This is a genomic window from Streptomyces sp. NPDC055287, from assembly GCF_053646035.1.
Map to the genome: position 1 here is coordinate 431,609 of NZ_JBSHNE010000001.1, position 22,064 is coordinate 453,672.

Genomic DNA, 22,064 nt, shown 5'->3' on the forward strand with positions numbered 1-22,064 from the left:
CCCCCGGGGCTCTACGCCGCGTGGCCGCCGTCCACCGCCACCTCCGAGCCGGTCATGTACGCGGCCTCGTCGCTCGACAGGAACGCGACCACCGACGCCACCTCGTCCGCGGCGCCGAAGCGGCCGAGGGCCGTCAACCCGCTCTGCTGCGCGGCGTACGGGCCGTCCGCCGGGTTGAGGTCCGTGTCGACCGGTCCCGGGTGGACGAGGTTGGCCGTGATGCCCCGATCGCCCAGCTCCCGGGCCAGGGCCTTGTTCAGGCCGGTCAGAGCCGCCTTGCTCATGGCGTACAGCGTCCCACCGGGTCCCGGCACGCGCTGGACCATGCAGCTGCCGGTCGAGATGATCCGGCCGCCGCGCTCCATCCTGGAGGCAGCGGCCTGCGCGGCCAGGAACATCGCCCGTACGTTCACGGCCAGCACCCGGTCGACGTCCGCGAGCGTCAGAGTCCCGATCGGGCCCAGTACGCCGATCCCCGCGTTGTTGACCAGGATGTCCAGCCGGCCGAACTCGTCGGCGGCAAGGCCCACGACGGCGGTGACCGCCGCCGGGTCCGCCGCGTCGGCCCGCAGCGCGATGCCGCGCCTGCCCGTCGACTCGATCTTCTGGACGACCTCCCGGGCGGCTTGCTCGTCCTGTACGTAGGTGAGGGCCACGTCCGCGCCGTCCTGTGCGAGCCGCAGCGCGATCGCCGCGCCGATGCCGCGGCTGCCGCCGGTGACCAGGGCCGTCCTGCCGTTCAGTGAAGCCATGTCGGCTGCCTCTTCCGTGTGTCCGCAGTAGTGAGCTGCGCAGGGGTGAGGTGCGCAGTAATGGTTGCGGGTTCAATGAAACCGGCGGCAGGCGGCGCGCGCTGGCGGCAAACGGACGCCGTGTCCGGGTCGGCCGATGAGTTCCGTGCGAGCGTGGAGTCAGAGCTGGTGACACGTACCGAAGAAGGGCTTGGGACCATGAAGATCACGCTCACCACGTTCCTCACGCTCGACGGCGTCATGCAGGCGCCGGGCGGCCGCGAGGAGGACACCAGCGGAGGATTCGAGCACGGCGGCTGGCTGGTCCCCTTCGCCGACGAAGGCATGGGCCGGTTCGTCACCGGGGTGTTCGACCGCGTCGACGCCTTCCTGCTCGGCCGGCGTACGTACGAGATCTTCGCCGACTACTGGCCGAAGGTGACCGACGAGAACGACCCGGTCGCGAGCCGTCTCAACAATCTGCCGAAGTACGTCGTGTCCAGGACCCTGGACACGGCCGACTGGAACAACTCCAGCGTCGTCACCGGTGACCTCGTGGAAGAGGTCGGACGCCTGAAGGCGCAGCCCGGCCGTGAACTCCAGATCCACGGCAGCGGCGAGCTCGCGCGGTCCCTGATGCGGCACGACCTCATCGACGAGTACAACCTGCTGACCTACCCCGTGGTCCTCGGCGCGGGACAGCGGCTGTTCGCGGACGGCGGGCTGCCGACCTCGTTCGAACTGACCGCCAGCACCACCACCGAGGCGGGCACCGCCATCCACACCTACCGGCCCGCGGGCAGGCCGTCGTACGGCACATTCGAGCTCGACCAGTGAGGGACGCGCGGGTACGGTGATCGTTCCGCGTGCGAGCCGCCGAAGTCTCCACACCACCCTCTCCGGGGGAGACCGCGCCAGTGGCCGCCGCACCATCACCGACCGCCCTACCCGCACCCGTACCGGCACGCGCTTCCGCTCCCGGCCCCGCGTCGCCGCCGGACCGGGCGGTGTGGCTCACCGACCTGCCGGTGCTGCTCGTCGCCGTCGTCTGGGGCGCGAGCTATCTCGCGGCCAAGGACATCACGACCGCCCGGACCGTGGTCGCGGTCCTGGTCCTGCGCTTCGCCGTCGTGCTGCCCGTCCTGGCCGCCGTCGGATGGCGGAAGCTGCGCGCGCTGACGTCCGCCCAGTGGCGCGGCGCGGGAGCGCTCGGGCTCGCACTGAGCGTGATCTTCCTGCTGGAGACGTACGGCGTCGTGCACACCTCGGCGACCAATGCCGGGCTCATCATCAGCCTGACCATGATCTTCACGCCGCTCGCCGAGGCCGTGGTGACGCGGACCAGGCCGCCCCGCGCGTTCCTCGGCGCGGCAGGCCTCTCGGTGGCCGGAGTGGTGCTGCTGACCCAGGGCGGCGGCTTCACGGCGCCCTCGCTCGGCGACCTGCTGATGCTCCTGGCGGCGCTCGCCCGTACCGTCCACGTGCTCGCGATGGCCCGGATCAAGTCTGTCCGGGGCGCGGACGCGCTGTCGCTCACGACGGTCCAACTGGGCGGCGCGGTAGCGGTGTTCGCGGTCCTGGCAGCGGTCCCCGGCACCGGGCCCGCGCCCTGGACGGTCGCGGCGGGCTTCGGGCCGCGCGAATGGGCGGGACTGGTGTTCCTCTCCGTCTTCTGCACGCTCTACGCCTTCTTCGCGCAGATGTGGGCGGTACGCCGGAGCTCCCCGTCCCGCGTCAGCCTCCTCCTCGGCACGGAACCGCTGTGGGCGGCGGCAGCCGGCATCGCGATCGGCGGCGAACGGCTGGGCGCGCTGGGCCTCGTCGGCGGCGTACTGGTGCTGGCGGGCACGACATGGGGCCGGCGGGCGGGGACGCGGACGTAGGACCGGCGACCTTCCGGCGCGGCGGTCCGCGGGATGGCGTACCCACCCCGCAGCGGCACCCGTGCGTCGCCCGCAGGCCTCTTTACGCCCGCCGGAAGCGATCGGAGGCGGCCATCAGCGCGACGCCCGCGACCGCCAGCACGATGTTCGTGTACACCTCGTGGCCCTCCAGGAACGGCAGCAGCCGCACGAACCCGAAGAGCCTGGGCATCCACCCGGTCACCTCGTGCACCAGACCGGACGCACCCGACACGAACAGCACGAACCCGGCCACCTCAAGAAGTCTCTTCATGCGCCGATCCTCGCGTCGCCGGCCGGACCCCCGCGTCGGCCGTCGGGCTCGGGCGGTGCGCCGAAAGTCTGAGTCTTCGCGACTTTGGTCGCCGAACACGGTCGCGGGGCTCCGGGCGCGCGCCCGCGACCGTAGCTTTGTCGACATGACCGATCAGGAGTACCGCTGGCTCCAGCCCTCGGCGATGGCCGACCCCGATCTGCCGGGTGACCGGGGCAAGCGGCCGCGCCGTACTCCGCGCGACTGGTTCGTCGACCTCGTCATGTTCCTCTTCGCGGCGCTCGTCGGGCTGGGCGCGGCCGATGTCGCCGACAGCGTCGGGAACCCGGAGTACATCGTCCTGCTGGACCAGTTGGTCGGCGCGGCCGCCTGCTGCGCGCTCTGGCTGCGGCGCCGCTGGCCGGTGGGCCTCGCGGTCGCCCTGGTCGTCGTCTCCACCGTGGCGCCCGTCGCCTCCGGCGCCACGGTCGTCGCGCTGTTCAGCCTCACCGTGCACCGGCCGTTCAGGACGGTCGCCGCCGTCGGTTCCGCGGCCATCGTGGGCGGGCTGCTCCAGACAGTCCTGCGTCCCGACCCCACCACGCCCTTCCTGGTCTCGATGGTCGCGACCGTCGTGATCGTGCTGCTGGTCATCGGGTGGGGCATGTTCGCACGCTCCCGTCGGCAGCTCGTCGTATCGCTGCGCGACCGCGCCCGCCGCGCCGAGGCCGAGGCCGCGCTCCGGGCCGAGCAGGCCCAGCGCCTGGCCCGCGACGCCATCGCGCGCGAGATGCACGACGTACTCGCCCACCGGCTCACCCTGCTCAGCGTCCACGCCGGCGCCCTCGAGTTCCGCCCCGGCGCCCCGCCCGCCGAGGTCGCCCGCGCCGCCGGGGTGATCCGCGACAGCGCGCACGAGGCACTGAACGACCTGCGGGACGTCATCGGCGTACTGCGCGGACCGGCGGCCGGCGAGGAGCACCGGCCGCAGCCCACGCTCGCGACCCTCGACGCTCTCGTCGCCGAGTCCCGCGAGGCCGGCATGAAGGTCACGCTCGACAACCGCATCGACCGGTCCCAGGACGTGCCTGCCGCCGCCGGCCGCAACGTCTACCGCATCGCCCAGGAGGGCCTCACCAACGCCCGCAAACACGCACCCGGCACCGAGGTCACCGTGACGCTGACCGGCGCACCGGGCGAGGGCCTCACCGTCGAGGTGCGCAACCCGGCCCCCGACGGTCACACCCCGCCCGTACCCGGATCCGGTCAGGGCCTGATCGGCCTGACCGAACGGGCCACGCTCGCCGGCGGCCGTCTCGACCACGGATCCACCCCGGACGGCGGGTTCCGGGTCGGCGCCTGGCTACCGTGGGCCGCATGACCATCAGGCTGCTCATCGTCGACGACGACCCGCTCGTACGGGCCGGGCTCACCTTCATGCTCGGCGGGGCCGACGACATCGAGATCGTGGGGGAGGCGGCGGACGGTTCCGAGGCCACCGCGATGACCGATCTGCACCACCCCGACGTGGTCCTCATGGACATCCGGATGCCCGTCATGGACGGCCTCGCGGCGACCGAGGTACTGCGCCGCCGCCCGGACGCCCCCGAAATCGTCGTCCTCACCACCTTCCACGCCGACGAACAGGTGCTGCGGGCACTGCGCGTGGGGGCCGCCGGGTTCGTGCTGAAGGACACCCCGCCCGCGCAGATCGTGGACTCGGTACGACGGGTGGCCGCGGGCGACCCGGTGCTCTCCCCGGCGGTCACGCGGCAGTTGATGACCCATGTCGCCGGGGCGTCCGCCACCCCCCGCAGGCACACGGCGACCCACCGGATCGGCCAACTCGCCGAACGCGAGCGGGAGGTCGCCGTCGCCGTCGGCCGTGGACAGTCGAACGCGGAGATCGCCGCGGCGCTCTACATGAGCGTGCCGACGGTGAAGACCCACGTGTCACGCGTCCTGGCCAGGCTCGGCCTCAACAACCGTGTCCAGATCGCCCTGTTGGTGCACGACGCGGGCCTCCTCGACGAGGGTGGCGACGTGGCGGCGACGTAGGCTGAACGAGCAGCGGGCATCCGACGATCGGATCAGCAGGCAGCCGGCAGGGCGGCGGAGGGACGGGGGAGTATGACAGTCGTCGATCTCAGGGGGCACGCGGAGGAGTTCGCGGCGGACCCCTATCCGTACTACGCGAAACTGCGCGCGGCCGGTCCCGCCCACCTCGTCCGGACGGACGACGTGGAACGGATGTGGCTGATCGTCGGCCACGACGAGGCACGGCGTGCGCTCGCCGATCCGCGCCTCAGCAAGGACTGGCGGACCTCCGGCCTGTACGAGGCGTCCGCCAACCCGATCAACACCAACATGCTGGAGACCGACCCGCCCCATCACACGAGGCTGCGCAAGCTCGTCGCCAGGGAGTTCACGACCCGCCGGATAGAGGCGCTGCGGCCGCAGGTCCAGCGCGTCACGGACGAACTGCTGGAGGTGATGACCTCCGGCTCGGGCCGTACGGCCGACCTCGTCGAGGCGCTCGCCTTCCCGCTGCCCATGACGGTCATCTGCGAACTCCTCGGCGTACCCGACCTGGACCGGGCCTCCTTCCGCGGCTGGTCGAACGAGATCGTCGCGCCGACCGGCGCGGAGGCGGAGGGTGCGGCCGTACAGGCCATGGGGGCCTATCTCGCCGAACTCGTCGAGGACAAGCGTTCGTCCGTGCCCGGCGACGACCTGCTGAGCGCGCTCATCAGGACACAGGCGGAGGACGGCGACCGGCTCGCCGCCGACGAACTCATCGGCATGGCCTTCCTGCTGCTCATCGCGGGCCACGAGACCACCGTCAACCTGATCTCCAACGGGATACGGGCCCTCCTCGCGCATCCGGATCAAATGGCGGCCCTGCGAGGCGACTTCGGGCTCATCGACAGCGCCGTCGAGGAGATGCTGCGCTACGACGGTCCGGTGGAGAACGCCACTTTCCGCTTCACCCGCGAGCCCTACGAGGTCGGCGACCTGGTCATTCCCGCCGGTGAGCCGGTCCTGGTATCGCTCGCGGCCGGAGACCGTGATGCCGCTCGTTTCCCCGATCCGGACCGGTTCGACATCACGCGGACAGCGGTGACGGGCAAGGGCCCGGGGCATCTCGCCTTCGGCCACGGCCTGCACTTCTGCCTCGGCGCGCCACTGGCCCGCCTGGAGGGCCGCATCGCCGTCCGTTCGCTGCTCGAACGCTGCCCGGACCTCACGCTCGACCCGGACGGCGGACCGCTGGAATGGCTGCCGGGGCTGCTCATGCGGGGGGTGCGCCGTCTGGAGGTGCGGTGGTGAGCGACGCCGCCCCCTACACCTGCACGACGACCTTGCCCCGCACGTGACCCGCCATCAGGTAGTCGACGGCCTCGGGGACGTCGGCCAGCGGGTAGGTCCGGTCGATGACCGGGGTCATCGAACCGGCCTCGATGTATTCCGTGAGCACGTCGAGGTCGCTGTGGTGCAGTTTCATGACGGCGAGCCCGCGCAGCCGTTGGCCGGTGAACGGTGACACCGCGAGGGCTCGCAGCTGCCGGCCGTTGCCGCCGATCCAGTCGCCGCCGCCCTCGCCGCCGATGATGACGAGAGTGCCGCGGTGGTTGAGTGCGCGGCGGAGGGCGGAGAGGGGGCGGTTGCCGGCCGTGTCGAGGACGAGGTCGTAGCGGCGGGTGCCGTCCGTCGGGTCCTCGCTCGTGTAGTCGATGACCTCGTCGGCGCCCACGGAGCGGACCAGATCCTCCTTGGCGGTGCTGCAGACGCCGGTGACGTGGGCCCCTAGGGCCTTGGCGAGCTGTACGGCGTAGTGGCCGATCCCGCCCCCCGCTCCGATGACGAGGACGCTCTGCCCGGCCCGCAGCCGTCCGGCGTCGCGTACCGCCTGAAGAGCGGTGACGGCCGAGACCGGAACGGCGGCCGCCTGTTCGAAGGTGAGGTTCGAGGGCTTGCGCGCGATGTTCTCCTCCTTGGCGCACGCGTACTCGGCGAACGACCCGTCGCAGGTGCCGTACACCTCGTCGCCCGGCGCGAAGCGGGTGACGTCCGGGCCGACGGCCTCCACGCGCCCCGCGAGGTCCTGGCCCCGGACGTGGTCCTTGGGCGACCGGAGGCCGAAGCCCATGGCGCGGATCAGGTACGGCATCCCCGTCATGAGGTGCCAGACACCGGGGTCGACGGCGGCAGCGTGGACCCGTATGAGCACCTCGCCGCTGCCGGGAACCGGCTGGTCGATCTCTTCCAGGCGCAGTACCGACGACGGTCCGTAGGTGGCATGGGTGATGGCCTTCATTGGGTCTCTCCCGCGTTGGTCTGGGGGTACTGGAACACTTCGTCGAGCGGCACACCGAATACCCGGGCGATCTGGAAGGCCATCTCCAGCGAGGGTGAGTAGCGGCCCTGCTCGATGGCGATGACGGTCTGGCGGGAGACGCCGATTCGGCCGGCGAGCTCGGCCTGCGTCATCTCGCCGTGGGTGAAGCGCAGGGCTCGGATCGCGTTGGTGACCCTGGTCGGCTTCACCACGGGTGGAAGCCCAGCCGGTAGGAGACGATCTTCGCGGTGGAGCCGAGGACCGCCGACAGGACGAACGCCAGGTAGATCGCGTTGGCGATCCAGAACTGGTCCTGGCCGGCCATGGCAAGGACGAGCCCCGCCACGCCGCCGACCACGACGAACGACTGTCCGATGTGCTCGCCGAAGCGGTGGATCTCCCGGTCGCGCTGGTCCTTGGTGTTCGCGTCCTCCGGCGAGAACGCCGCCAGCGCGACGTGCAGCACGATGTTCGCGGCGATCGCCGCGCCGACCGTCCACAGCAGTGCCGCCACATAGGGCGTCTGGGCGAGGGGCGCGTCTCCGGGCCGCACGAGGACGACGGACAGGTACGCGACGTACGCCGCGACAGCGACCAGGAGCATGCTCCAGGCGCGTTTCTCTTCGAATGCCACTCGGCTCACTCGCTCCCCAAGTAAAGAAAACCTGACACTCTGGAGTGTCAAGCAGCCCCGACATGAAGTCAAGTTTTTTGTACTTCGCCGCTGTGGCGGCGGTCAGCCGGGCAGCACCGCGGCCGCGAATTCGACCGGTGACTCCGCCCACGGCATGTGGCCCGCCCCCGCGAGCGTCACCCGCGACACGTGCGGCAGGGCCTGCTCCAGTGAGTCCACGGCGTCGCGCGGCCGGATGTCCTCGGCGCCGTCCACGATCACGACAGGCATCCGCAGCCCGCCGCAGGCCGCGTGGAGCTGATGCTCGCTCATCGTCCGGGTCTCGGCGTCGATCTCCGCGGTGCACTCGAAATTGACGCCGAACCAGGGCGTCGCCATCCGCTCCGCCAGCCGCAGCGCCCGCTCCCGGTCGGGGCCCGCGAAGTCCGCCGACCACTGGAGTACGCACATCTCGCGCTCCTGCGCCTCCGTGCGCCGCTCCCGGGACCTGAGTTCCTCCCACCGGGCCAGCCGTTCACCGATCGCGGCGCGCAGATTCCCCACGAACTCCGGATGCCACCCTGAGTCGGGCCCGATGCCGGTGCCCGACACGTACACCAGCCGTGTCACCCGCTCCGGATGCGCGAGCGTGTAGTGCAGGGCGAGCCGCGCGCCCCAGGAATGGCCGAGCAGCGTCACCGTCTCCAGCCCGAAGTACCTGCGTACGGCGTCCAGATCGGCCACCGACCGGGCCACCGAGTAGGGCCCGCGCCGCTCGGAGCGCCCGCAGCCGCGCTGGTCCCAGCGGTAGACGGCGGCCCCCCGGTCCGCCAGCAGCCGCGCCACGTCCTCGAACGTGTCCCACAGTCCGGGGCCGCCGTGGCACAGCATCACCGGCTCCCCCTCACCGGATCTCTCCGCCCAGAGCTTCGCCCCGTCGTCCGCGGCCGTCGTCATGACGCGGGGATCTCTCCCAGCCGCACCGGCCGCCGCTCCCGGCGCGACAGCTCGCAGGCCTCCGCGATCCGCAGCGCGTGCAGTGCCTCCCTGCCGTCGCAGGGGTTGTCCCGCTCTCCCAGGGCGACCCGCACGAACGCGTCCAGCTCGGCCTCGTAGGCCGGGGCGAACCGTTCCAGGAAGCCGGGCCACGGCCGGTCGCAGGCCGGCGGTCCCTTCGGTTCGGTCGAGGTGATCGGCGTACGGTCGTCGAGGCCGACGGAGACCTGGTCGAGCTCGCCGGCCAGCTCCATCCGTACGTCGTAACCGGCGCCGTTGCAGCGCGTGGCGGTGGCCGTGGCGAGCGTGCCGTCGTCGAGGGTCAGCACCGCGGCGGCGGTGTCGACGTCGCCCGCCTCGCGGAACATCACCGGCCCGGCGTCGGACCCGGCGGCGTACACCTCGACGACCTCGCGCCCCGTGACCCAGCGCAGGATGTCGAAGTCGTGGACCAGGCAGTCCCGGAAGAGCCCGCCGGACAGCGGAAGATACGCGGCGGGCGGCGGCGCCGGGTCGGATGTCATCGCCCGTACGGTGTGCAGCCGGCCGAGGCTCCCGGACCGTACGAGCTCGCGCGCCGTGGTGTAGCCGGCGTCGAAGCGGCGCATGAAGCCGAGCTGGAGCACGGTCCCCGCCGCGTCGACCTCCCGCAGCGCCCCGAGCGTGCCCGGCAGGTCCAGCGCGATCGGCTTCTCGCAGAAGGTGGGCAGTCCCGCCCGCGCCGCCCGGCCGATCAGCTCGGCGTGCGCCGAGGTGGCGGAGGCGATGACGACGGCGTCAACACCCCACGCGAAGATCTCGTCGACCGAGGGCGCGGCGGTGGCGCCGAGCCGGTCGGCCACCGCGACGGCCCGCGCGGCATCGGTGTCCGCGACGAGCAGGGCACCCACTTCGCGATGGCGGCTGAGCACGCCAGCGTGGAAAGAACCGATACGTCCCGTGCCGATGAGTCCGATGCGCATGGCCCCAAAGTGTCGCCATGAACGTCGCCCTGTCAAGGGTATGTCCTGACAACCTGACTACAGGACTTCCAGTAGTCATTACCTGCGGTTACGCTCAGGAGCGTGTCGAAACCCGCCGCTGACCCCACCATCGCCCTGCAGCTCGGCGTGGACCGCAACAGCCCGGTCCCGCTGTACTTCCAGCTGTCCCAGCAGCTGGAGGCGGCGATCGAGAAGGGCCGGCTCTCCCCGGGAAGCCTCCTCGGCAACGAGATCGAACTGGCCGGCCGCCTCGGCCTGTCCCGTCCCACGGTCCGCCAGGCCATCCAGTCGCTCGTCGACAAGGGTCTGCTGGTCCGCCGCAGGGGCGTCGGCACCCAGGTCGTGCACAGCCAGGTCAAGCGCCCGCTCGAACTGAGCAGCCTGTACGACGACCTCGAAGCCGCCGGCCAGCTGCCCGCCACCACCGTCCTGCGCAACACCCTGGAACCGGCGACCGCCGAGGTCGCGGCGGCGCTCGGCGTGGCGGAGGGCAGCGACGTACACCTGGTGGAGCGGCTGCGCCTCGCGCACAACGAGCCCATGGCCATCCTGCGCAACCACCTGCCCACCGGCCTGCTGTCCCTGGACACCGAGCACCTCGAAGCCACCGGCCTCTACCGGATGATGCGCGGCGCCGGCATAACGCTGCACAGCGCGCGCCAGTCGGTCGGGGCGCGCGCGGCCGGGGCCGACGAGGCGCGGCAGCTGGCGGAGGCGGAGGGGGCGCCGCTGCTGACGATGCAGCGGACGACGTTCGACGACACCGGGCGGGCGGTCGAGTTCGGTTCGCACATATACCGGGCCTCCCGGTACGCGTTCGAGTTCCAACTGCTCGTCAGGCCGTAGGACCCCCGCGTAAGAATGTTCGGACAAAGTCTTGACGGGGCATCGCGTACGCCGCTAGAACTCCCCCAGCCGCAACGGGGCGGCCGGGAGACAAGGCGGAACCCACGATGCGTACCCACCGCAAGGCAGCAGCCCTCCTCGCCGCATGCGCGCTCGCACTCGCGGCCGGGTGCAGTTCCGAGGGCGGCAAGGAATCCGAGGAGAAGAACGGCGACGCGAGCGGCGGCGCGAAGGCCGTCGCCACCGAGCGCCTGAAGATCGCCATGGTGACGCACTCGGGCGAGGGCGACACCTTCTGGGACATCGTCCAGAGCGGCGCCGAACAGGCCGCGGCGAAGGACAACGTCGAGTTCCTGTACGCCGCCGACAAGGAGGGCAAGGAACAGGCGCAGCTCATCGATTCGTACGTCGCCAAGAAGGTCGACGGCATCGTGGTGACCCTCGCCAAGCCCGAAGCGGTCAAGGCCGCCGTCGAGAAGGCCGTCGCCGCCGGCATCCCCGTCGTCACCATCAACTCGGGCGGCGAACACTCCGAGGCGACGGGCGCGCTCAGCCACATCGGCCAGGAGGAGTCCGTCGCCGGTGAGGCCGTCGGCGAGGAACTGAACAAGCGCGGCAGGAAGAAGGCGCTCTGCGTCATCCACGAACAGGGCAACGTCTCGCTCGAAGCGCGCTGCGCGGGCGTGAAGAAGACGTTCGAGGGAACGGTCGAGAACCTCAACATAGAGGGCACCAACATGCCCGCGTCGACGTCCTCCATCGAGGCGAAGCTCCAGACCGGCAAGGACATCGACGCCGTCGTCACCCTCGGTGCCCCCTTCGCGGCCGCCACCGTCAAGGCCAAGGCCGGCGCGGGCAGCAAGGCCGAGGTCAACACGTTCGACCTCAACGCCGAGGTGGTCAGGCAGCTCAAGGCCAAGGAGATCGGCTTCGCCGTCGACCAGCAGCCCTACCTCCAGGGCTACCTCGCCGTCGACGAACTGTGGCTCTACAGGACGAACGGCAACGTCCTGGGCGGCGGAAAGCCCGTCCTGACCGGCCCGGCACTCGTCACCGGCAAGGACGTGCCGGCGCTGGAGAAGTACACGGCCCGCGGAACCCGGTGAATACGGTGCGAACACCCGTAACCGATACTTGGTCGGCCGGGGACGGTCTGAATGATCCCCGGCCGCACCGAGGAGTACGAGAAGGGCACGGCGTCGTGGCAAGGGTTCGGACAGGGGTACGCGCGCTGGGCGCGGTGCTGGCGGCGGTGCTCGGGGCGTCCCTCGCGGGCTGCAGCAGTACGGGCGGCAAGCGCGCCGAGGAACGGGCCGAGCAGGCCGCCGCGCAAGGCAGGGCCGCGGTGGACACACCCCGCTGGACCGTCGGCATGGTCACCCACTCCGGCGACGGCGACACCTTCTGGGACATCGTGCAGAACGGCGCGAAGCAGGCCGCAGTCAAGGACAACATCAAGTTCCTGTACGCACACAGCGACGAGGGCCAGCAGCAGGCCCAGCTGGTCGACTCGTACATCGACAAGAAGGTCGACGGGCTGATCGTCACACTCGCCAAGCCCGACGCCATGAAGGCCGCCGTCGCCAAGGCCACCAAGGCCGGCATCCCGGTGATCACCGTCAACTCCGGCTCGGCCGAGTCCAAGGACTTCGGCGCGCTCGCCCACATCGGACAGGACGAGACGATCGCCGGTGAGGCCGTGGGCGAGGAGCTCGGCAAGCGGGGCCGGAAGAAGGCCCTGTGCGTCCTGCACGAGCAGGGCAACGTCGGTCACGAACAGCGCTGCGACGGTGCCAGGGGCTCCTTCGACGGCGAGATGCAGAACCTCTACGTCGACGGCACGAACATGCCCGACGTACAGGCGTCCATCGAGGCGAAGCTCCAGTCCGACAAGGACATCGACGCCGTCGTGACCCTCGGAGCGCCCTTCGCGGACGCCGCCGTCAAGGCCAAGGAGCAGGCGGGCAGCGAGGCCGAGATCGACACCTTCGATCTGAACGCCCAGGTCGCCACCGCGCTCCAGGCGGACACGCTCGGCTTCGCCGTCGACCAGCAGCCCTACCTCCAGGGCTACGAGGCCGTGGACCTGCTGTGGCTCCACAAGTACAACGCCGACGTGCTCGGCGGCGGAAAGCCCGTCCTCACCGGACCTCAGATCATCACCAAGAAGGACGCCGCCGAGCTGGAGGCCTACACGAAGCGGGGGACCCGATGACCGCGACCGCACCGGCACAGGCGCCGGCTCCCGGCCAGAAGGCCCCCTCCGACGAACGGCTGCTCAAGACATCACTGCTGCGCAAGCTGCTCGGCCGCCCCGAACTCGGCTCGGTCGTCGGCGCCGTCGCCGTCTTCCTCTTCTTCGCGATCGTCGCGGACAGCTTCCTGCGCGCGTCGAGCTTCGGCACGGTCCTGTACGCCGCGTCCGTGATCGGCATCATGGCCGTCCCGGTCGCGCTGCTGATGATCGGCGGCGAGTTCGACCTGTCCGCCGGTGTCCTGGTGACCAGCTCCGCGCTGGTCTCCTCGATGTTCAGCTACCAGATGACGGCCAACATCTGGGTCGGCGTCCTCGTCTCGCTCCTGGTGACATTGGCCGTCGGCGTGTTCAACGGCGTCATGCTGACCCGCACGAAGCTGCCGAGCTTCATCATCACGCTCGGTACGTTCCTGATGCTGACCGGCCTGAACCTGGGCCTCACCAAGATGATCAGCGGCACGGTGTCGACGAAGAGCATCGCCGACATGGAGGGCTTCAGCTCCGCCAAGGCGGTCTTCGCCTCCCAGGTCACCCTCGGCGGCGTGAACCTCAAGGTCACCGTCCTGTGGTGGCTGGCCCTGGTCGCCCTCGCGACCTGGATCCTGCTGCGCACCCGCGCGGGCAACTGGATCTTCGCTGTCGGAGGCGAGACCGAGGCGGCCCGCGCGGTCGGTGTCCCGGTGAACAAGACCCGGATCGGCCTCTACATGGGCGTGTCCCTCGGCGCCTGGATCTCCGGCCAGCACCTGCTCTTCTCCTTCGACGTCGTACAGTCCGGCGAAGGTGTCGGCAACGAGCTGATCTACATCATCGCGGCCGTCATCGGCGGCTGCCTGATCACCGGCGGCTACGGCTCGGCGATCGGCTCCGCGGTCGGTGCCTTCATCTTCGGCATGACCAGCAAGGGCATCGTGTACGCGGAGTGGGACCCCGACTGGTTCAAGTTCTTCCTCGGAGCGATGCTCCTTCTGGCCACCCTGCTCAACGCATGGGTACGCAAGCGCGCGGAGGCGACCCGGTGACCGATCAGTCCACGACCCCGCTGGTCGAGCTGCGCGACGTCAGCAAGTTCTACGGCAACATCAAGGCGCTGGAGGGCGTCTCCCTCGAAGTCCACGTGGGCGAGATCAGCTGCGTACTGGGCGACAACGGTGCCGGCAAGTCCACCCTCATCAAGATCATCGCGGGTCTGCACCAGCACGACGCGGGCACCTTCGCGATCGAGGGCGAGGAGACCCGGCTGGCGAACCCGCGCGACGCCCTGGACCGGGGAATCGCCACCGTCTACCAGGACCTCGCCGTCGTACCGCTGATGCCGGTCTGGCGGAACTTCTTCCTCGGCTCCGAGCCGACGAAGGGCGCGGGCCCCTTCAAGCGCCTCGACGTCGGCCTCATGCGCCGCACCACCCGCTCCGAGCTGTTGCGCATGGGCATCGACCTGCGCGACGTCGACCAGCCCATCGGTACGCTCTCGGGCGGCGAGCGCCAGTGCGTGGCGATCGCGCGAGCGGTCTACTTCGGGGCGAAGGTCCTCGTCCTCGACGAGCCGACCGCCGCACTCGGCGTCAAGCAGTCCGGCGTCGTACTGAAGTACGTCGCGGCGGCGCGGGACGCGGGGCTCGGTGTTGTTCTCATCACGCACAACCCGCACCACGCGTACCTCGTCGGCGACCGCTTCGTGCTCCTCAAGCGCGGCGCGATGTCCGGCAGCCACATCCGGGACGAGATCACCCTCGACGAGCTGACACGCGAGATGGCGGGCGGCAGCGAGCTCGACCAGCTCAGCCACGAACTGGAGCGCTAGCCGCCGCGCCGGGAAGCCCCCGCGCGGCGGGCCCGTCCAGCCCGTCCGGCGTCCGAGGAGCGAGGGCCGGGGCAGCGCCCCGGTGCGACCGGTGCGGCGGCCCGCCCGCACCGCCGCACCGCACCGCGCCCCGGCGGATGGCAGAATCGGCCCAATGACCGCCACCGCCCCCACGACCCCGCAGGGGACATGAGCACGTACCGAGACTTCGCGCACCGCGGCTCCGCCCGCGCCACCGTCCTGCGGACCGTCGGCACCCGGGAGCGGCGCTCGCACCTCAGCGCGCCCCGGGTGCCCACCGTCGGGATCGACATCGGCGGTACGAAAGTGATGGCCGGTGTCGTCGACGCCGACGGCGTCATCCTGGAGAAGGTCCGCACCGAGACGCCGGACAAGTCCAAGAGCCCCAAGGTCGTCGAGGACACCATCGTCGAGCTGGTCCTCGACCTGTCCGACCGCCACGACGTCCACGCGGTGGGCATCGGCGCGGCCGGCTGGGTCGACGCCGACCGCTCGACGGTGCTCTTCGCCCCGCACCTGGCCTGGCGTAACGAGCCCCTGCGCGACGCGGTCTCCGCGCGTCTCGCCGTCCCCGTCCTGGTCGACAACGACGCCAACACCGCCGCCTGGGCGGAATGGCGCTTCGGCGCGGGACGCGGCGAGGACCACCTCGTCATGATCACGCTCGGCACCGGCATCGGCGGCGCGATCCTCGAGGACGGCCAGGTCAAGCGCGGCAAGTACGGCGTCGCGGGCGAGTTCGGCCACATGCAGGTCGTGCCCGGCGGCCACCGCTGCCCGTGCGGTAACCGCGGCTGCTGGGAGCAGTACAGCTCCGGAAACGCCCTGGTGCGCGAGGCCCGTGAGCTCGCCGCCGCCGACTCCCCCGTCGCGTACGGGCTCATCGAGCGCGTCGGCGGCAACATCCCCGAGATCACCGGACCGCTCATCACCGAGCTCGCCCGCGAGGGCGACGCGATGTGCGTCGAGCTGCTCCAGGACATCGGCCAGTGGCTCGGCGTCGGCATCGCCAACCTCGCCGCCGCGCTCGACCCCTCCTGCTTCGTCATCGGCGGCGGTGTCAGCGCCGCCGACGACCTGCTCATCGGCCCGGCCCGGGACGCCTTCAAGCGCCACCTGACCGGCCGGGGCTACCGCCCCGAGGCCCGTATCGCCAAGGCCCAGCTCGGCCCGGAGGCCGGCATGGTCGGCGCCGCCGACCTGGCCCGCCTCGTCGCGCGCCGCTTCCGCCGCGCCAACCGCCGCCGCCTGGAGCGCTACGAACGCTACGAGCGTTACGCCCAGGCCATCCGCTCCACCACCCAGGGACCCCAGTAATGACCCCGTCCGTGCCTCACCCGTCGCCGTCACCGGACGATGCGGGCAAGCCCCTCGAGGACCGCCGCCACATGATCCGCCGCCGATGGCTGACGGCGATCATCATCGTGCTGCTCATCGGCATTCCGGCGGGCTATCTGCTGATCTCCGCCGAGCAGAGCCGCGACAGCGGCCGCGACAAGGCGAAGGTGGCCTCCGCCACCGGCCTCACCGAGGGCTTCCCGTCCCGCATGACGCGCCGTATCTACGACGTGCCCGTACCCAACGCGGGTAAGGACGTCGCGTACTACGAGACGAACAACTGGAAGACCAGCAGGCTGTACGTCCAGTTCCGCACCGTCCCGCCGGACCTCGAGTGGTTCCTCAACGACCTCGGCATCGACCGGTCCGCCCTCAGGAAGGGCCGGATCACGATCAGCGAGCGAGACGCCAAGATCGCCGGCTGGACCCTCGACCCCGCCCGTACCTGGTACGGCACCACGGTCAACCAGAAGAACCCGCAGCCGACCGTCGACATCACCGTCGACGACACCGACCCGGCGCATCCCTTCGTCTACGTCGTCTCCACCGCCACCCCCTGACCCCCTGGGGCGAGCACACCGACCGGATCGCTAATCTGGAGCGAGTGAGCGACGAGACCGAACAGAAGCCCCCGCAGACCTTGCAGCCCCTGCAGTACCGGTTCGACGGCCCCGAGGACGCCCCGGTCCTCATTCTCGGCCCCTCGCTGGGCACGACCTGGCACATGTGGGACCGGCAGATACCGGACCTGACCCGCCAGTGGCGCGTCTTCCGCTTCGACCTGCCGGGTCACGGCGGCGCTCCCGCGCACCCCGCCAGCTCCGTCAACGATCTCGCCGAGCGGCTGCTCGCGACCCTCGACAGTCTCGGCGTCCAGCGCTTCGGTTACGCAGGCTGCTCCATCGGTGGCGCGGTCGGCGCGGAACTGGCGCTGCGCCACCCCGAGCGGATCGCCTCGCTGGCTCTGGTCGCCGCGTCGCCCCGGTTCGGCACCGCCGACGAGTTCCGCCAGCGCGGTGTGATCGTACGGACGAACGGTCTGGAGCCCATGGCGGCCTCCGCGCCCGCCCGCTGGTTCACGCACGGTTTCGCCGCCGCGCAGCCCGCGATCGTGGAGTGGGCCGTCCAGATGGTCCGCACCACCGACCCCGGCTGCTACATCGCCGCCTGCGAGGCGCTGGCCGCCTTCGACATCCGGGTCGACCTGCGCCGGATCGGCGTCCCGACCCTCGTCCTGGTCGGCTCCGAGGACCAGGTCACCGGGCCCGCCGAGGCCCGCACCCTGGTCGCGGGCATCCCCGACGCCCGCCTGGCACTGGTCCCCGGCGCGTCCCACCTGGCCCCCGTCGAGCAGCCCGCCGCCGTCACGGATCTGCTCGTACGCCACTTCTCCACCGCCTGGCAGGCCACGCCCAGCTCGACCACGGGCATGCAGGCGATCCAGGCCCCGCCCGTGATGCCGGCGATCTCCGCCCCCATCAGCCCCGTGGGCGAGATCGGCACGGCCGCGCAGCCGGTCGCCGTACCGGAGGCGGGCGGCCGGCCCGACCCTTACGAGGCCGGGCTCAAGGTCCGCCGCGAGGTGCTGGGCGACGCCCACGTCGACCGCGCTCTCGGCGAGGCCGACGGCTTCACCGGCGACTTCCAGGAGCTGATCACCCGCTACGCGTGGGGCGAGGTGTGGACCCGGGAAGGGCTCGACCGGCGTACGCGCAGCTGTGTCACGCTGACCGCGCTGGTCGCGGGCGGTCACCTCGACGAGCTGGCGTTCCACACCCGGGCCGCCCTGCGCAACGGGCTGACGCCCGCCGAGATCAAGGAAGTGCTGATCCAGACAGCCGTCTACTGCGGCGTCCCCGCGGCGAACGCGGCCTTCAAGGTGGCCCAGGCGGTCATCCAGGAGGAGACGACACCGCAGGTGTAGCGGGACGGCGAGGGGGATGTGCCGCATGCTGTGTCTGCCCGGGGGGCACCCCCCGGGCACCCGGCCGGCAAGCAGGCCGGCCGACCCGACCGAGGCGCCTTCGCGAGGTGGATTCCAGTGAAGCTGACCAAGAAGTCCCATGCCTGTGTCCGGCTGGAGAAGGACGGGCGGACGCTCGTCATCGATCCCGGCGCCTTCAGCGAACAGGACGCGGCGGTCGGCGCCGACGTGATCCTGGTGACGCACGAGCACCCCGACCACTTCGACGGGGACCGGCTGCGGGCCGGAATGGAGGCGAACCCGGGCGCCGAGGTCTGGACCCTGCGCAGTGTCGCCGACCAGCTCTCGGCGGCCTTCCCCGGCCGCGTGCACACCGTCGGCCACGGCGACACCTTCTCCGCCGCCGGCTTCGACGTACAGGTCCACGGCGAACTGCACGCCGTCATCCACCCGGACATTCCGCGGATCACCAACGTCGGCTACCTGGTGGACGGTTCAGTGTTCCACCCCGGCGACGCGCTCACCGTCCCCGAGCACCCCGTCGAGACGCTGATGCTCCCGGTGATGGCCCCGTGGTCGAAGATCTCCGAGGTGATCGACTACGTGCGCGAGGTGAAGCCACGGCGCGCCATCGACATCCACGACGCGCTGCTGACCGACCTCGCCCGGCCGATCTACGACCGCCAGATCGGCGCCCTCGGCGGCGCTGACCACAGTCGGCTCGCGCCCGGGGACTCGGCAGACCTGTGAGTGTCGGACCCCGCCGATAGGCTGGGACACATGCGTATCGCCACCTGGAATGTCAACTCGATCACCGCGCGGCTTCCCCGGCTGCTGGCCTGGCTGGAGAGCACCGGCACCGACGTGCTGTGCCTCCAGGAGGCCAAGACCACCTCCGAGGCCTTCCCGGCCGCGGAACTGCGCGAGCTCGGCTACGAGTGCGCCGTCAACGCCACGGGCCGGTGGAACGGCGTGGCCGTGATCTCCAAGGCCGGCCTGGAGGACGTCGTCGTGGGGCTGCCCGGCGGGCCCGACTACGAGGGCGTGCAGGAGCCGCGGGCGATCTCCGCGACCTGCGGCCCGGTCCGCGTCTGGTCGGTGTACGTACCGAACGGCCGCGAGGTCGCCCACGACCACTACGGATACAAGCTGCGCTGGCTGGAGGCGCTCCAGAAGGCCGTGGCCGAGGACGCCGCGGGGGAGCGGCCCTTCGCCGTCCTCGGCGACTTCAACATCGCCCCCACCGACGAGGACGTCTGGGACCCGTCGCTCTTCGTGGGCGCCACCCATGTCACCCCGGCCGAGCGGGCGGCGCTCGCCGCGCTGCGCGACGCGGGGCTCTCCGACGTGGTGCCGCGCCCGCTCAAGTACGACCGTCCTTATACCTACTGGGACTACCGGCTGCTGGGCTTCCCGAAGAACAAGGGCATGCGCATCGACCTGGCCTACGGCAACGCCCCCTTCGCCGCTGCGGTCAAGGACAGCTATGTGGACCGGGAGGAGCGCAAGGGCAAGGGCGCGTCCGACCACGCACCGGTCGTCGTCGACCTCGATGTCTGACGGTCGCGGCGGGAAACGGGTCTCCGCGCGCCTGTGGTGAACATGGCGGGACGAATGCGAGGCTGAGCGATATGAAGAACATCCCTTTCCTGGACAACTGGCTCAAGCGCCGTGACACGGCGCGCGGTACGGCGCTTTTCGGACCCGGCGCCGTCGGAGACAGCGACACGGAAGGTCTGGCGGAACTGCTCGCGGAGTGCGAGCTGTTGCGTGTCCGGGCAGGGGATGCCGGCCTGGAACTCGACGACTCTCCGGCCTCGTTGGAGGCGCTCGACCAGCTGACCCCGCTCTGGCGCGACGATCCCGAGGAGCTGCCCTGGCTGGGCAACGACGCGGGTCTCTACCTCGGCTCCGTGATCGTGCGTACGGTCGCGGGGGCGGCCTGGTACCTGTGGCCCAGCGGTCAGCCGGTGGTCCGGCTGGCCTCGGGACGCGAGATCAACGTGGTCGAGTTCGGTCTGGACTGGGCGGTCAACGGCGCGCCCGAGCTGTCCCAGGTGTACGCCGAGGTCTCGGAGCTCTGACCGGTTCCGGCCGTCTGAACTCTTTAGTGCGCCTTATGCCCCATTTTGGCGTGTCGTGTGCGAAGTCCCTTGGTGGGATGGATAGTTTGCGCTGACCTCGACACAGCTGAGAGTGGGTAGGGCTGCGAATGGCCGTCGATCTGTTGATCGAGCTGCGTGACGTCAACAAGGACTACGGGAGCGGGTCGGGGATCACCTGTGAGGGGTTCCTCCACGCCGGCAGACCGACCGCGTCGAATCTCGACTACGATTTGCCGTTCATCCCCGTGGAGGTGAGTCCGGCCGACACGGGCACACTGCTGCCGGGCGTGCGGTAGTTCAAAGGGCACGTGCCTGCCCGGCAGCAGCCGGAGATCACTTGTCGCGCAGTGGGACCGACACGTAGGACGGGTCGGACTCGGGCGACGAGAAGGTCAGCTGCGCGCCGGACGGGTTGTGTTCGATGTAGAGCGGGTCGACGGTGTCGACCACCAGGGCCAGCCGGTGGCCGGCCGGGACGTCGTAGGCGGTGGAGAACAGCTCCAGGTCGACGGGGAACGGCTTGCCGGGTGTCCGGCCGTGAAAGCTGTACGGCGCGTTGCTGACCAGCTTGCCGAGGCCGAGCGGGCCCACGTCGTAGAGGTATGCGACGAGGGTGCCGCTCTCCTTGGTGCTGGAGAGCGTCGTGTGGAGCCTGGCGGTGCCTCGGACGCGCTGCGTCTCGGCGTATCGCTCCGACTGCCAGACCGAGGCGTAGCTGCGCGGCAGCAGCGGTATGGATGCCATGGGGGGCAGCTTCAGGAACTGGTCGAGGGCGCTGGACAGCAGGACGACCCCGCCGTTGGCCCCGGAATCGACGTTCGTACGAATGGTCTTCGTACCGCCCAGGGCGATCTTCCGCTGGTTCGCGCCGACCGACTTCCAGTCCGGATAGCCCTCGTACGCGCCGGTGGAGCGGGACTTGAGCCGGACCGGCTGCTCGCTGTCGATGCCGTTCGCCGCGCCTTTCAGGTGATGGTCGAACCAGCGCTGGGCGTTCGTCCACACGTCGTTGGGGAGCCCGAGCAGACCGGTGGCTTCGGAGGTGGCGTGGTCGCCGGGGCGCAGCTCCAGGCGCTTGGGGCCGGTGAGCCTCTCGTAGAAGTCCGCGTACTGGTTGGGCGGGAAGATGGTGTCGCCCCACGCGTTGCCCAGCATGATCGCCGAGCCGTTCTTGTTGATCTGGTCGAGGTAGGTGGCGGGGGAGCGCTTCCGCCCCCACTCGATCATGTCCTGCTCCTTGTCCAGGTTGGAGCCGAGGAAGTCCTTCATCGTCTGCTGGAGTTCGGGGCTCGGGCGGCCGGTGAGGTACCCGGCGCCGCTGAGCAGCCCGGCGGCCTGCTGGTGCTGCGTACGGCCGCTGTAGATCGATTCGATGAGGTCGGCCCAGCCGCTCAGGGCGACAACTGCCTTGATGCGCTTGTCGTGTCCGGCGGCGAGGAGACTGATCCCGGCGCCGTACGAGACGCCCGCCATGCCGACCTTCTGCGGGTCGGCCGGGGTGTTGGCGAGCGCCCAGTCGATGACCTTGGAGGCGTCGGCGATGTCCGGCGGGCCGGCGACCTCGATGTTGCCACCGGACTGCCAGAAGCCGCGGGAGTTGTAACTGACCACGACGTAGCCGGAGTCGGCGAGCTTCCTGGCCTGGGCGGCGTACTCGATCTGTGGCATGGCCCAGCTGGTCGGCAGCACGATCACCGGGTACGTGCGGCTGCCGTCCGCTCCGGCGGGGGTGAAGACGTTGGCTTTGAGTACGGTTCCGCCGTCGCCGGCGATGTCCACGAACCGCACGCCGGGGAGAGCGTCGGTCGCGGTCGTGGACGGCTGCGCGGGGGCTGCGGCCTGGGCTGTGGGAGCCACGCCTGTGGCGGTCCCGGCGAGCAGTACGGCGGCGGTGGCGGCGCCGGCCGTAGTGCCGCGCAGGGACATGTGGGGGTGTCTCACGGGTCACTCCTC

At 70.7% G+C, this 22,064-nt stretch carries 24 protein-coding genes and 1 pseudogene; 17 read left to right on the top strand and 8 right to left on the bottom strand.

The genetic code is table 11. The features are described 5' to 3' along the window. Positions 1-11: 11 nt before the first annotated feature. Positions 12-752 (bottom strand): SDR family NAD(P)-dependent oxidoreductase, encoded by a 741-nt coding sequence (locus ACWIHY_RS01855; RefSeq protein ID WP_454373573.1) that lies wholly within the window; start codon positions 750-752, stop codon positions 12-14. A gap of 198 nt (positions 753-950) precedes the next feature. Here ACWIHY_RS01855 and ACWIHY_RS01860 point away from each other — a divergent pair, with 198 nt between their 5' ends. Further along, positions 951-1,568: a dihydrofolate reductase family protein gene (locus tag ACWIHY_RS01860; protein ID WP_454373574.1), complete on the top strand. Its 618-nt coding sequence runs from the start codon at positions 951-953 to the stop codon at positions 1,566-1,568. A gap of 80 nt (positions 1,569-1,648) precedes the next feature. Beyond that, on the top strand, positions 1,649-2,614 hold the full coding sequence (locus tag ACWIHY_RS01865) for a DMT family transporter (RefSeq protein ID WP_454373575.1): 966 nt from the start codon (positions 1,649-1,651) through the stop codon (positions 2,612-2,614). 82 nt (positions 2,615-2,696) lie between these two features. Here ACWIHY_RS01865 and ACWIHY_RS01870 read toward each other — a convergent pair whose 3' ends face one another. Next, entirely contained in the window at positions 2,697-2,906 is a 210-nt protein-coding gene (locus tag ACWIHY_RS01870) for a hypothetical protein (RefSeq protein WP_454373576.1), read from the bottom strand. Positions 2,907-3,051: 145 nt separating this feature from the next. On the opposite strand from ACWIHY_RS01870, the gene ACWIHY_RS01875 reads away from it, so the two are divergent. The 3 genes from ACWIHY_RS01875 (at position 3,052) to ACWIHY_RS01885 (ending at position 6,215) form a co-directional block, all read left to right on the top strand. Next, positions 3,052-4,266 carry a sensor histidine kinase gene (locus tag ACWIHY_RS01875; protein ID WP_454373577.1) on the top strand — a complete coding sequence of 405 codons (1,215 nt, stop codon included), beginning with the start codon at positions 3,052-3,054 and terminating at the stop codon, positions 4,264-4,266. Next, positions 4,263-4,943 (top strand): response regulator, encoded by a 681-nt coding sequence (locus ACWIHY_RS01880; protein ID WP_454373578.1) that lies wholly within the window; start codon positions 4,263-4,265, stop codon positions 4,941-4,943. Before ACWIHY_RS01875 ends, ACWIHY_RS01880 begins: the two co-directional genes overlap by 4 nt. Before the next feature lie 72 nt (positions 4,944-5,015). Further along, the gene (locus ACWIHY_RS01885) at positions 5,016-6,215 is read left to right on the top strand and encodes a cytochrome P450 family protein (protein ID WP_454373579.1); all 1,200 of its coding nucleotides are present in this window, start codon (positions 5,016-5,018) and stop codon (positions 6,213-6,215) included. A gap of 13 nt (positions 6,216-6,228) precedes the next feature. On the opposite strand, the gene ACWIHY_RS01890 is transcribed toward ACWIHY_RS01885, so the two are convergent. The 5 genes from ACWIHY_RS01890 to ACWIHY_RS01910 form a co-directional block, all read right to left on the bottom strand. Further along, positions 6,229-7,203 carry an NAD(P)-dependent alcohol dehydrogenase gene (locus ACWIHY_RS01890; RefSeq protein ID WP_454373580.1) on the bottom strand — a complete coding sequence of 325 codons (975 nt, stop codon included), beginning with the start codon at positions 7,201-7,203 and terminating at the stop codon, positions 6,229-6,231. Next, on the bottom strand, positions 7,200-7,436 hold the full coding sequence (locus ACWIHY_RS01895) for a helix-turn-helix transcriptional regulator (RefSeq protein WP_454373581.1): 237 nt from the start codon (positions 7,434-7,436) through the stop codon (positions 7,200-7,202). The genes ACWIHY_RS01890 and ACWIHY_RS01895 overlap by 4 nt, the downstream gene beginning before the upstream one ends. Beyond that, positions 7,430-7,858, bottom strand: a complete 429-nt coding sequence (locus ACWIHY_RS01900) for a hypothetical protein (protein ID WP_454373582.1) — start codon at positions 7,856-7,858, stop codon at positions 7,430-7,432. Before ACWIHY_RS01900 ends, ACWIHY_RS01895 begins: the two co-directional genes overlap by 7 nt. A 102-nt stretch (positions 7,859-7,960) precedes the next feature. Continuing rightward, entirely contained in the window at positions 7,961-8,794 is an 834-nt protein-coding gene (locus tag ACWIHY_RS01905; protein WP_454373583.1) for an alpha/beta fold hydrolase, read from the bottom strand. Further along, positions 8,791-9,795 (bottom strand): Gfo/Idh/MocA family protein, encoded by a 1,005-nt coding sequence (locus ACWIHY_RS01910; RefSeq protein ID WP_454373584.1) that lies wholly within the window; start codon positions 9,793-9,795, stop codon positions 8,791-8,793. The genes ACWIHY_RS01905 and ACWIHY_RS01910 overlap by 4 nt, the downstream gene beginning before the upstream one ends. Before the next feature lie 147 nt (positions 9,796-9,942). Here ACWIHY_RS01910 and ACWIHY_RS01915 point away from each other — a divergent pair, with 147 nt between their 5' ends. From ACWIHY_RS01915 to ACWIHY_RS01970, 12 genes and pseudogenes are all read left to right on the top strand, one after another. Continuing rightward, positions 9,943-10,662 carry a GntR family transcriptional regulator gene (locus ACWIHY_RS01915; protein ID WP_454373860.1) on the top strand — a complete coding sequence of 240 codons (720 nt, stop codon included), beginning with the start codon at positions 9,943-9,945 and terminating at the stop codon, positions 10,660-10,662. A gap of 107 nt (positions 10,663-10,769) precedes the next feature. Next, positions 10,770-11,768, top strand: a complete 999-nt coding sequence (locus ACWIHY_RS01920) for a sugar ABC transporter substrate-binding protein (protein WP_454373585.1) — start codon at positions 10,770-10,772, stop codon at positions 11,766-11,768. 95 nt (positions 11,769-11,863) lie between these two features. Further along, the gene (locus tag ACWIHY_RS01925; protein WP_454373586.1) at positions 11,864-12,877 is read left to right on the top strand and encodes a substrate-binding domain-containing protein; all 1,014 of its coding nucleotides are present in this window, start codon (positions 11,864-11,866) and stop codon (positions 12,875-12,877) included. Next, positions 12,874-13,941, top strand: coding sequence for an ABC transporter permease (locus tag ACWIHY_RS01930; RefSeq protein WP_454373587.1), 1,068 nt, complete (start codon positions 12,874-12,876; stop codon positions 13,939-13,941). The genes ACWIHY_RS01925 and ACWIHY_RS01930 overlap by 4 nt, the downstream gene beginning before the upstream one ends. Then, the gene (locus ACWIHY_RS01935) at positions 13,908-14,723 is read left to right on the top strand and encodes an ATP-binding cassette domain-containing protein (RefSeq protein ID WP_454373588.1); all 816 of its coding nucleotides are present in this window, start codon (positions 13,908-13,910) and stop codon (positions 14,721-14,723) included. Before ACWIHY_RS01930 ends, ACWIHY_RS01935 begins: the two co-directional genes overlap by 34 nt. 189 nt (positions 14,724-14,912) lie before the next feature. Beyond that, complete coding sequence (locus tag ACWIHY_RS01940; RefSeq protein ID WP_454373589.1) at positions 14,913-16,061, top strand: ROK family glucokinase; 1,149 nt, start codon at positions 14,913-14,915, stop codon at positions 16,059-16,061. Beyond that, the gene (locus tag ACWIHY_RS01945; protein WP_454373590.1) at positions 16,061-16,642 is read left to right on the top strand and encodes a hypothetical protein; all 582 of its coding nucleotides are present in this window, start codon (positions 16,061-16,063) and stop codon (positions 16,640-16,642) included. The genes ACWIHY_RS01940 and ACWIHY_RS01945 overlap by 1 nt, the downstream gene beginning before the upstream one ends. A gap of 44 nt (positions 16,643-16,686) precedes the next feature. Further along, positions 16,687-18,006 carry a bifunctional 3-oxoadipate enol-lactonase/4-carboxymuconolactone decarboxylase PcaDC gene (pcaDC, locus tag ACWIHY_RS01950; protein ID WP_454373591.1) on the top strand — a complete coding sequence of 440 codons (1,320 nt, stop codon included), beginning with the start codon at positions 16,687-16,689 and terminating at the stop codon, positions 18,004-18,006. A 117-nt stretch (positions 18,007-18,123) separates the two neighbouring features. After that, a complete protein-coding gene (locus ACWIHY_RS01955; protein WP_454373592.1) occupies positions 18,124-18,756 on the top strand; it encodes an MBL fold metallo-hydrolase in 633 nt (210 codons plus the stop codon). A 30-nt stretch (positions 18,757-18,786) separates the two neighbouring features. Beyond that, on the top strand, positions 18,787-19,566 hold the full coding sequence (locus ACWIHY_RS01960; RefSeq protein ID WP_454373593.1) for an exodeoxyribonuclease III: 780 nt from the start codon (positions 18,787-18,789) through the stop codon (positions 19,564-19,566). Positions 19,567-19,637: 71 nt separating this feature from the next. Next, entirely contained in the window at positions 19,638-20,090 is a 453-nt protein-coding gene (locus ACWIHY_RS01965) for a DUF6278 family protein (RefSeq protein WP_454373594.1), read from the top strand. Between the two features lie 167 nt (positions 20,091-20,257). Further along, positions 20,258-20,407 (top strand): annotated as a pseudogene (locus tag ACWIHY_RS01970) (amino acid ABC transporter permease); the annotation flags it as partial. A 37-nt stretch (positions 20,408-20,444) separates the two neighbouring features. Here ACWIHY_RS01970 and ACWIHY_RS01975 read toward each other — a convergent pair. Then, positions 20,445-22,037, bottom strand: a complete 1,593-nt coding sequence (locus ACWIHY_RS01975; RefSeq protein WP_454373861.1) for a CocE/NonD family hydrolase — start codon at positions 22,035-22,037, stop codon at positions 20,445-20,447. Positions 22,038-22,064: the final 27 nt, after the last annotated feature.

Coding starts and splice junctions, on each gene's coding strand:
- ACWIHY_RS01855 (WP_454373573.1), bottom strand. CDS start 752: ATGGCTTCACTGAACGGCAGGACGGCCCTGGTCACCGGCGGCAGCCGC.
- ACWIHY_RS01860 (WP_454373574.1), top strand. CDS start 951: ATGAAGATCACGCTCACCACGTTCCTCACGCTCGACGGCGTCATGCAG.
- ACWIHY_RS01870 (WP_454373576.1), bottom strand. CDS start 2,906: ATGAAGAGACTTCTTGAGGTGGCCGGGTTCGTGCTGTTCGTGTCGGGT.
- ACWIHY_RS01875 (WP_454373577.1), top strand. CDS start 3,052: ATGACCGATCAGGAGTACCGCTGGCTCCAGCCCTCGGCGATGGCCGAC.
- ACWIHY_RS01880 (WP_454373578.1), top strand. CDS start 4,263: ATGACCATCAGGCTGCTCATCGTCGACGACGACCCGCTCGTACGGGCC.
- ACWIHY_RS01885 (WP_454373579.1), top strand. CDS start 5,016: ATGACAGTCGTCGATCTCAGGGGGCACGCGGAGGAGTTCGCGGCGGAC.
- ACWIHY_RS01890 (WP_454373580.1), bottom strand. CDS start 7,203: ATGAAGGCCATCACCCATGCCACCTACGGACCGTCGTCGGTACTGCGC.
- ACWIHY_RS01905 (WP_454373583.1), bottom strand. CDS start 8,794: ATGACGACGGCCGCGGACGACGGGGCGAAGCTCTGGGCGGAGAGATCC.
- ACWIHY_RS01910 (WP_454373584.1), bottom strand. CDS start 9,795: ATGCGCATCGGACTCATCGGCACGGGACGTATCGGTTCTTTCCACGCT.
- ACWIHY_RS01920 (WP_454373585.1), top strand. CDS start 10,770: ATGCGTACCCACCGCAAGGCAGCAGCCCTCCTCGCCGCATGCGCGCTC.
- ACWIHY_RS01930 (WP_454373587.1), top strand. CDS start 12,874: ATGACCGCGACCGCACCGGCACAGGCGCCGGCTCCCGGCCAGAAGGCC.
- ACWIHY_RS01935 (WP_454373588.1), top strand. CDS start 13,908: ATGGGTACGCAAGCGCGCGGAGGCGACCCGGTGACCGATCAGTCCACG.
- ACWIHY_RS01940 (WP_454373589.1), top strand. CDS start 14,913: ATGAGCACGTACCGAGACTTCGCGCACCGCGGCTCCGCCCGCGCCACC.
- ACWIHY_RS01945 (WP_454373590.1), top strand. CDS start 16,061: ATGACCCCGTCCGTGCCTCACCCGTCGCCGTCACCGGACGATGCGGGC.
- ACWIHY_RS01960 (WP_454373593.1), top strand. CDS start 18,787: ATGCGTATCGCCACCTGGAATGTCAACTCGATCACCGCGCGGCTTCCC.
- ACWIHY_RS01965 (WP_454373594.1), top strand. CDS start 19,638: ATGAAGAACATCCCTTTCCTGGACAACTGGCTCAAGCGCCGTGACACG.
- ACWIHY_RS01975 (WP_454373861.1), bottom strand. CDS start 22,037: ATGTCCCTGCGCGGCACTACGGCCGGCGCCGCCACCGCCGCCGTACTG.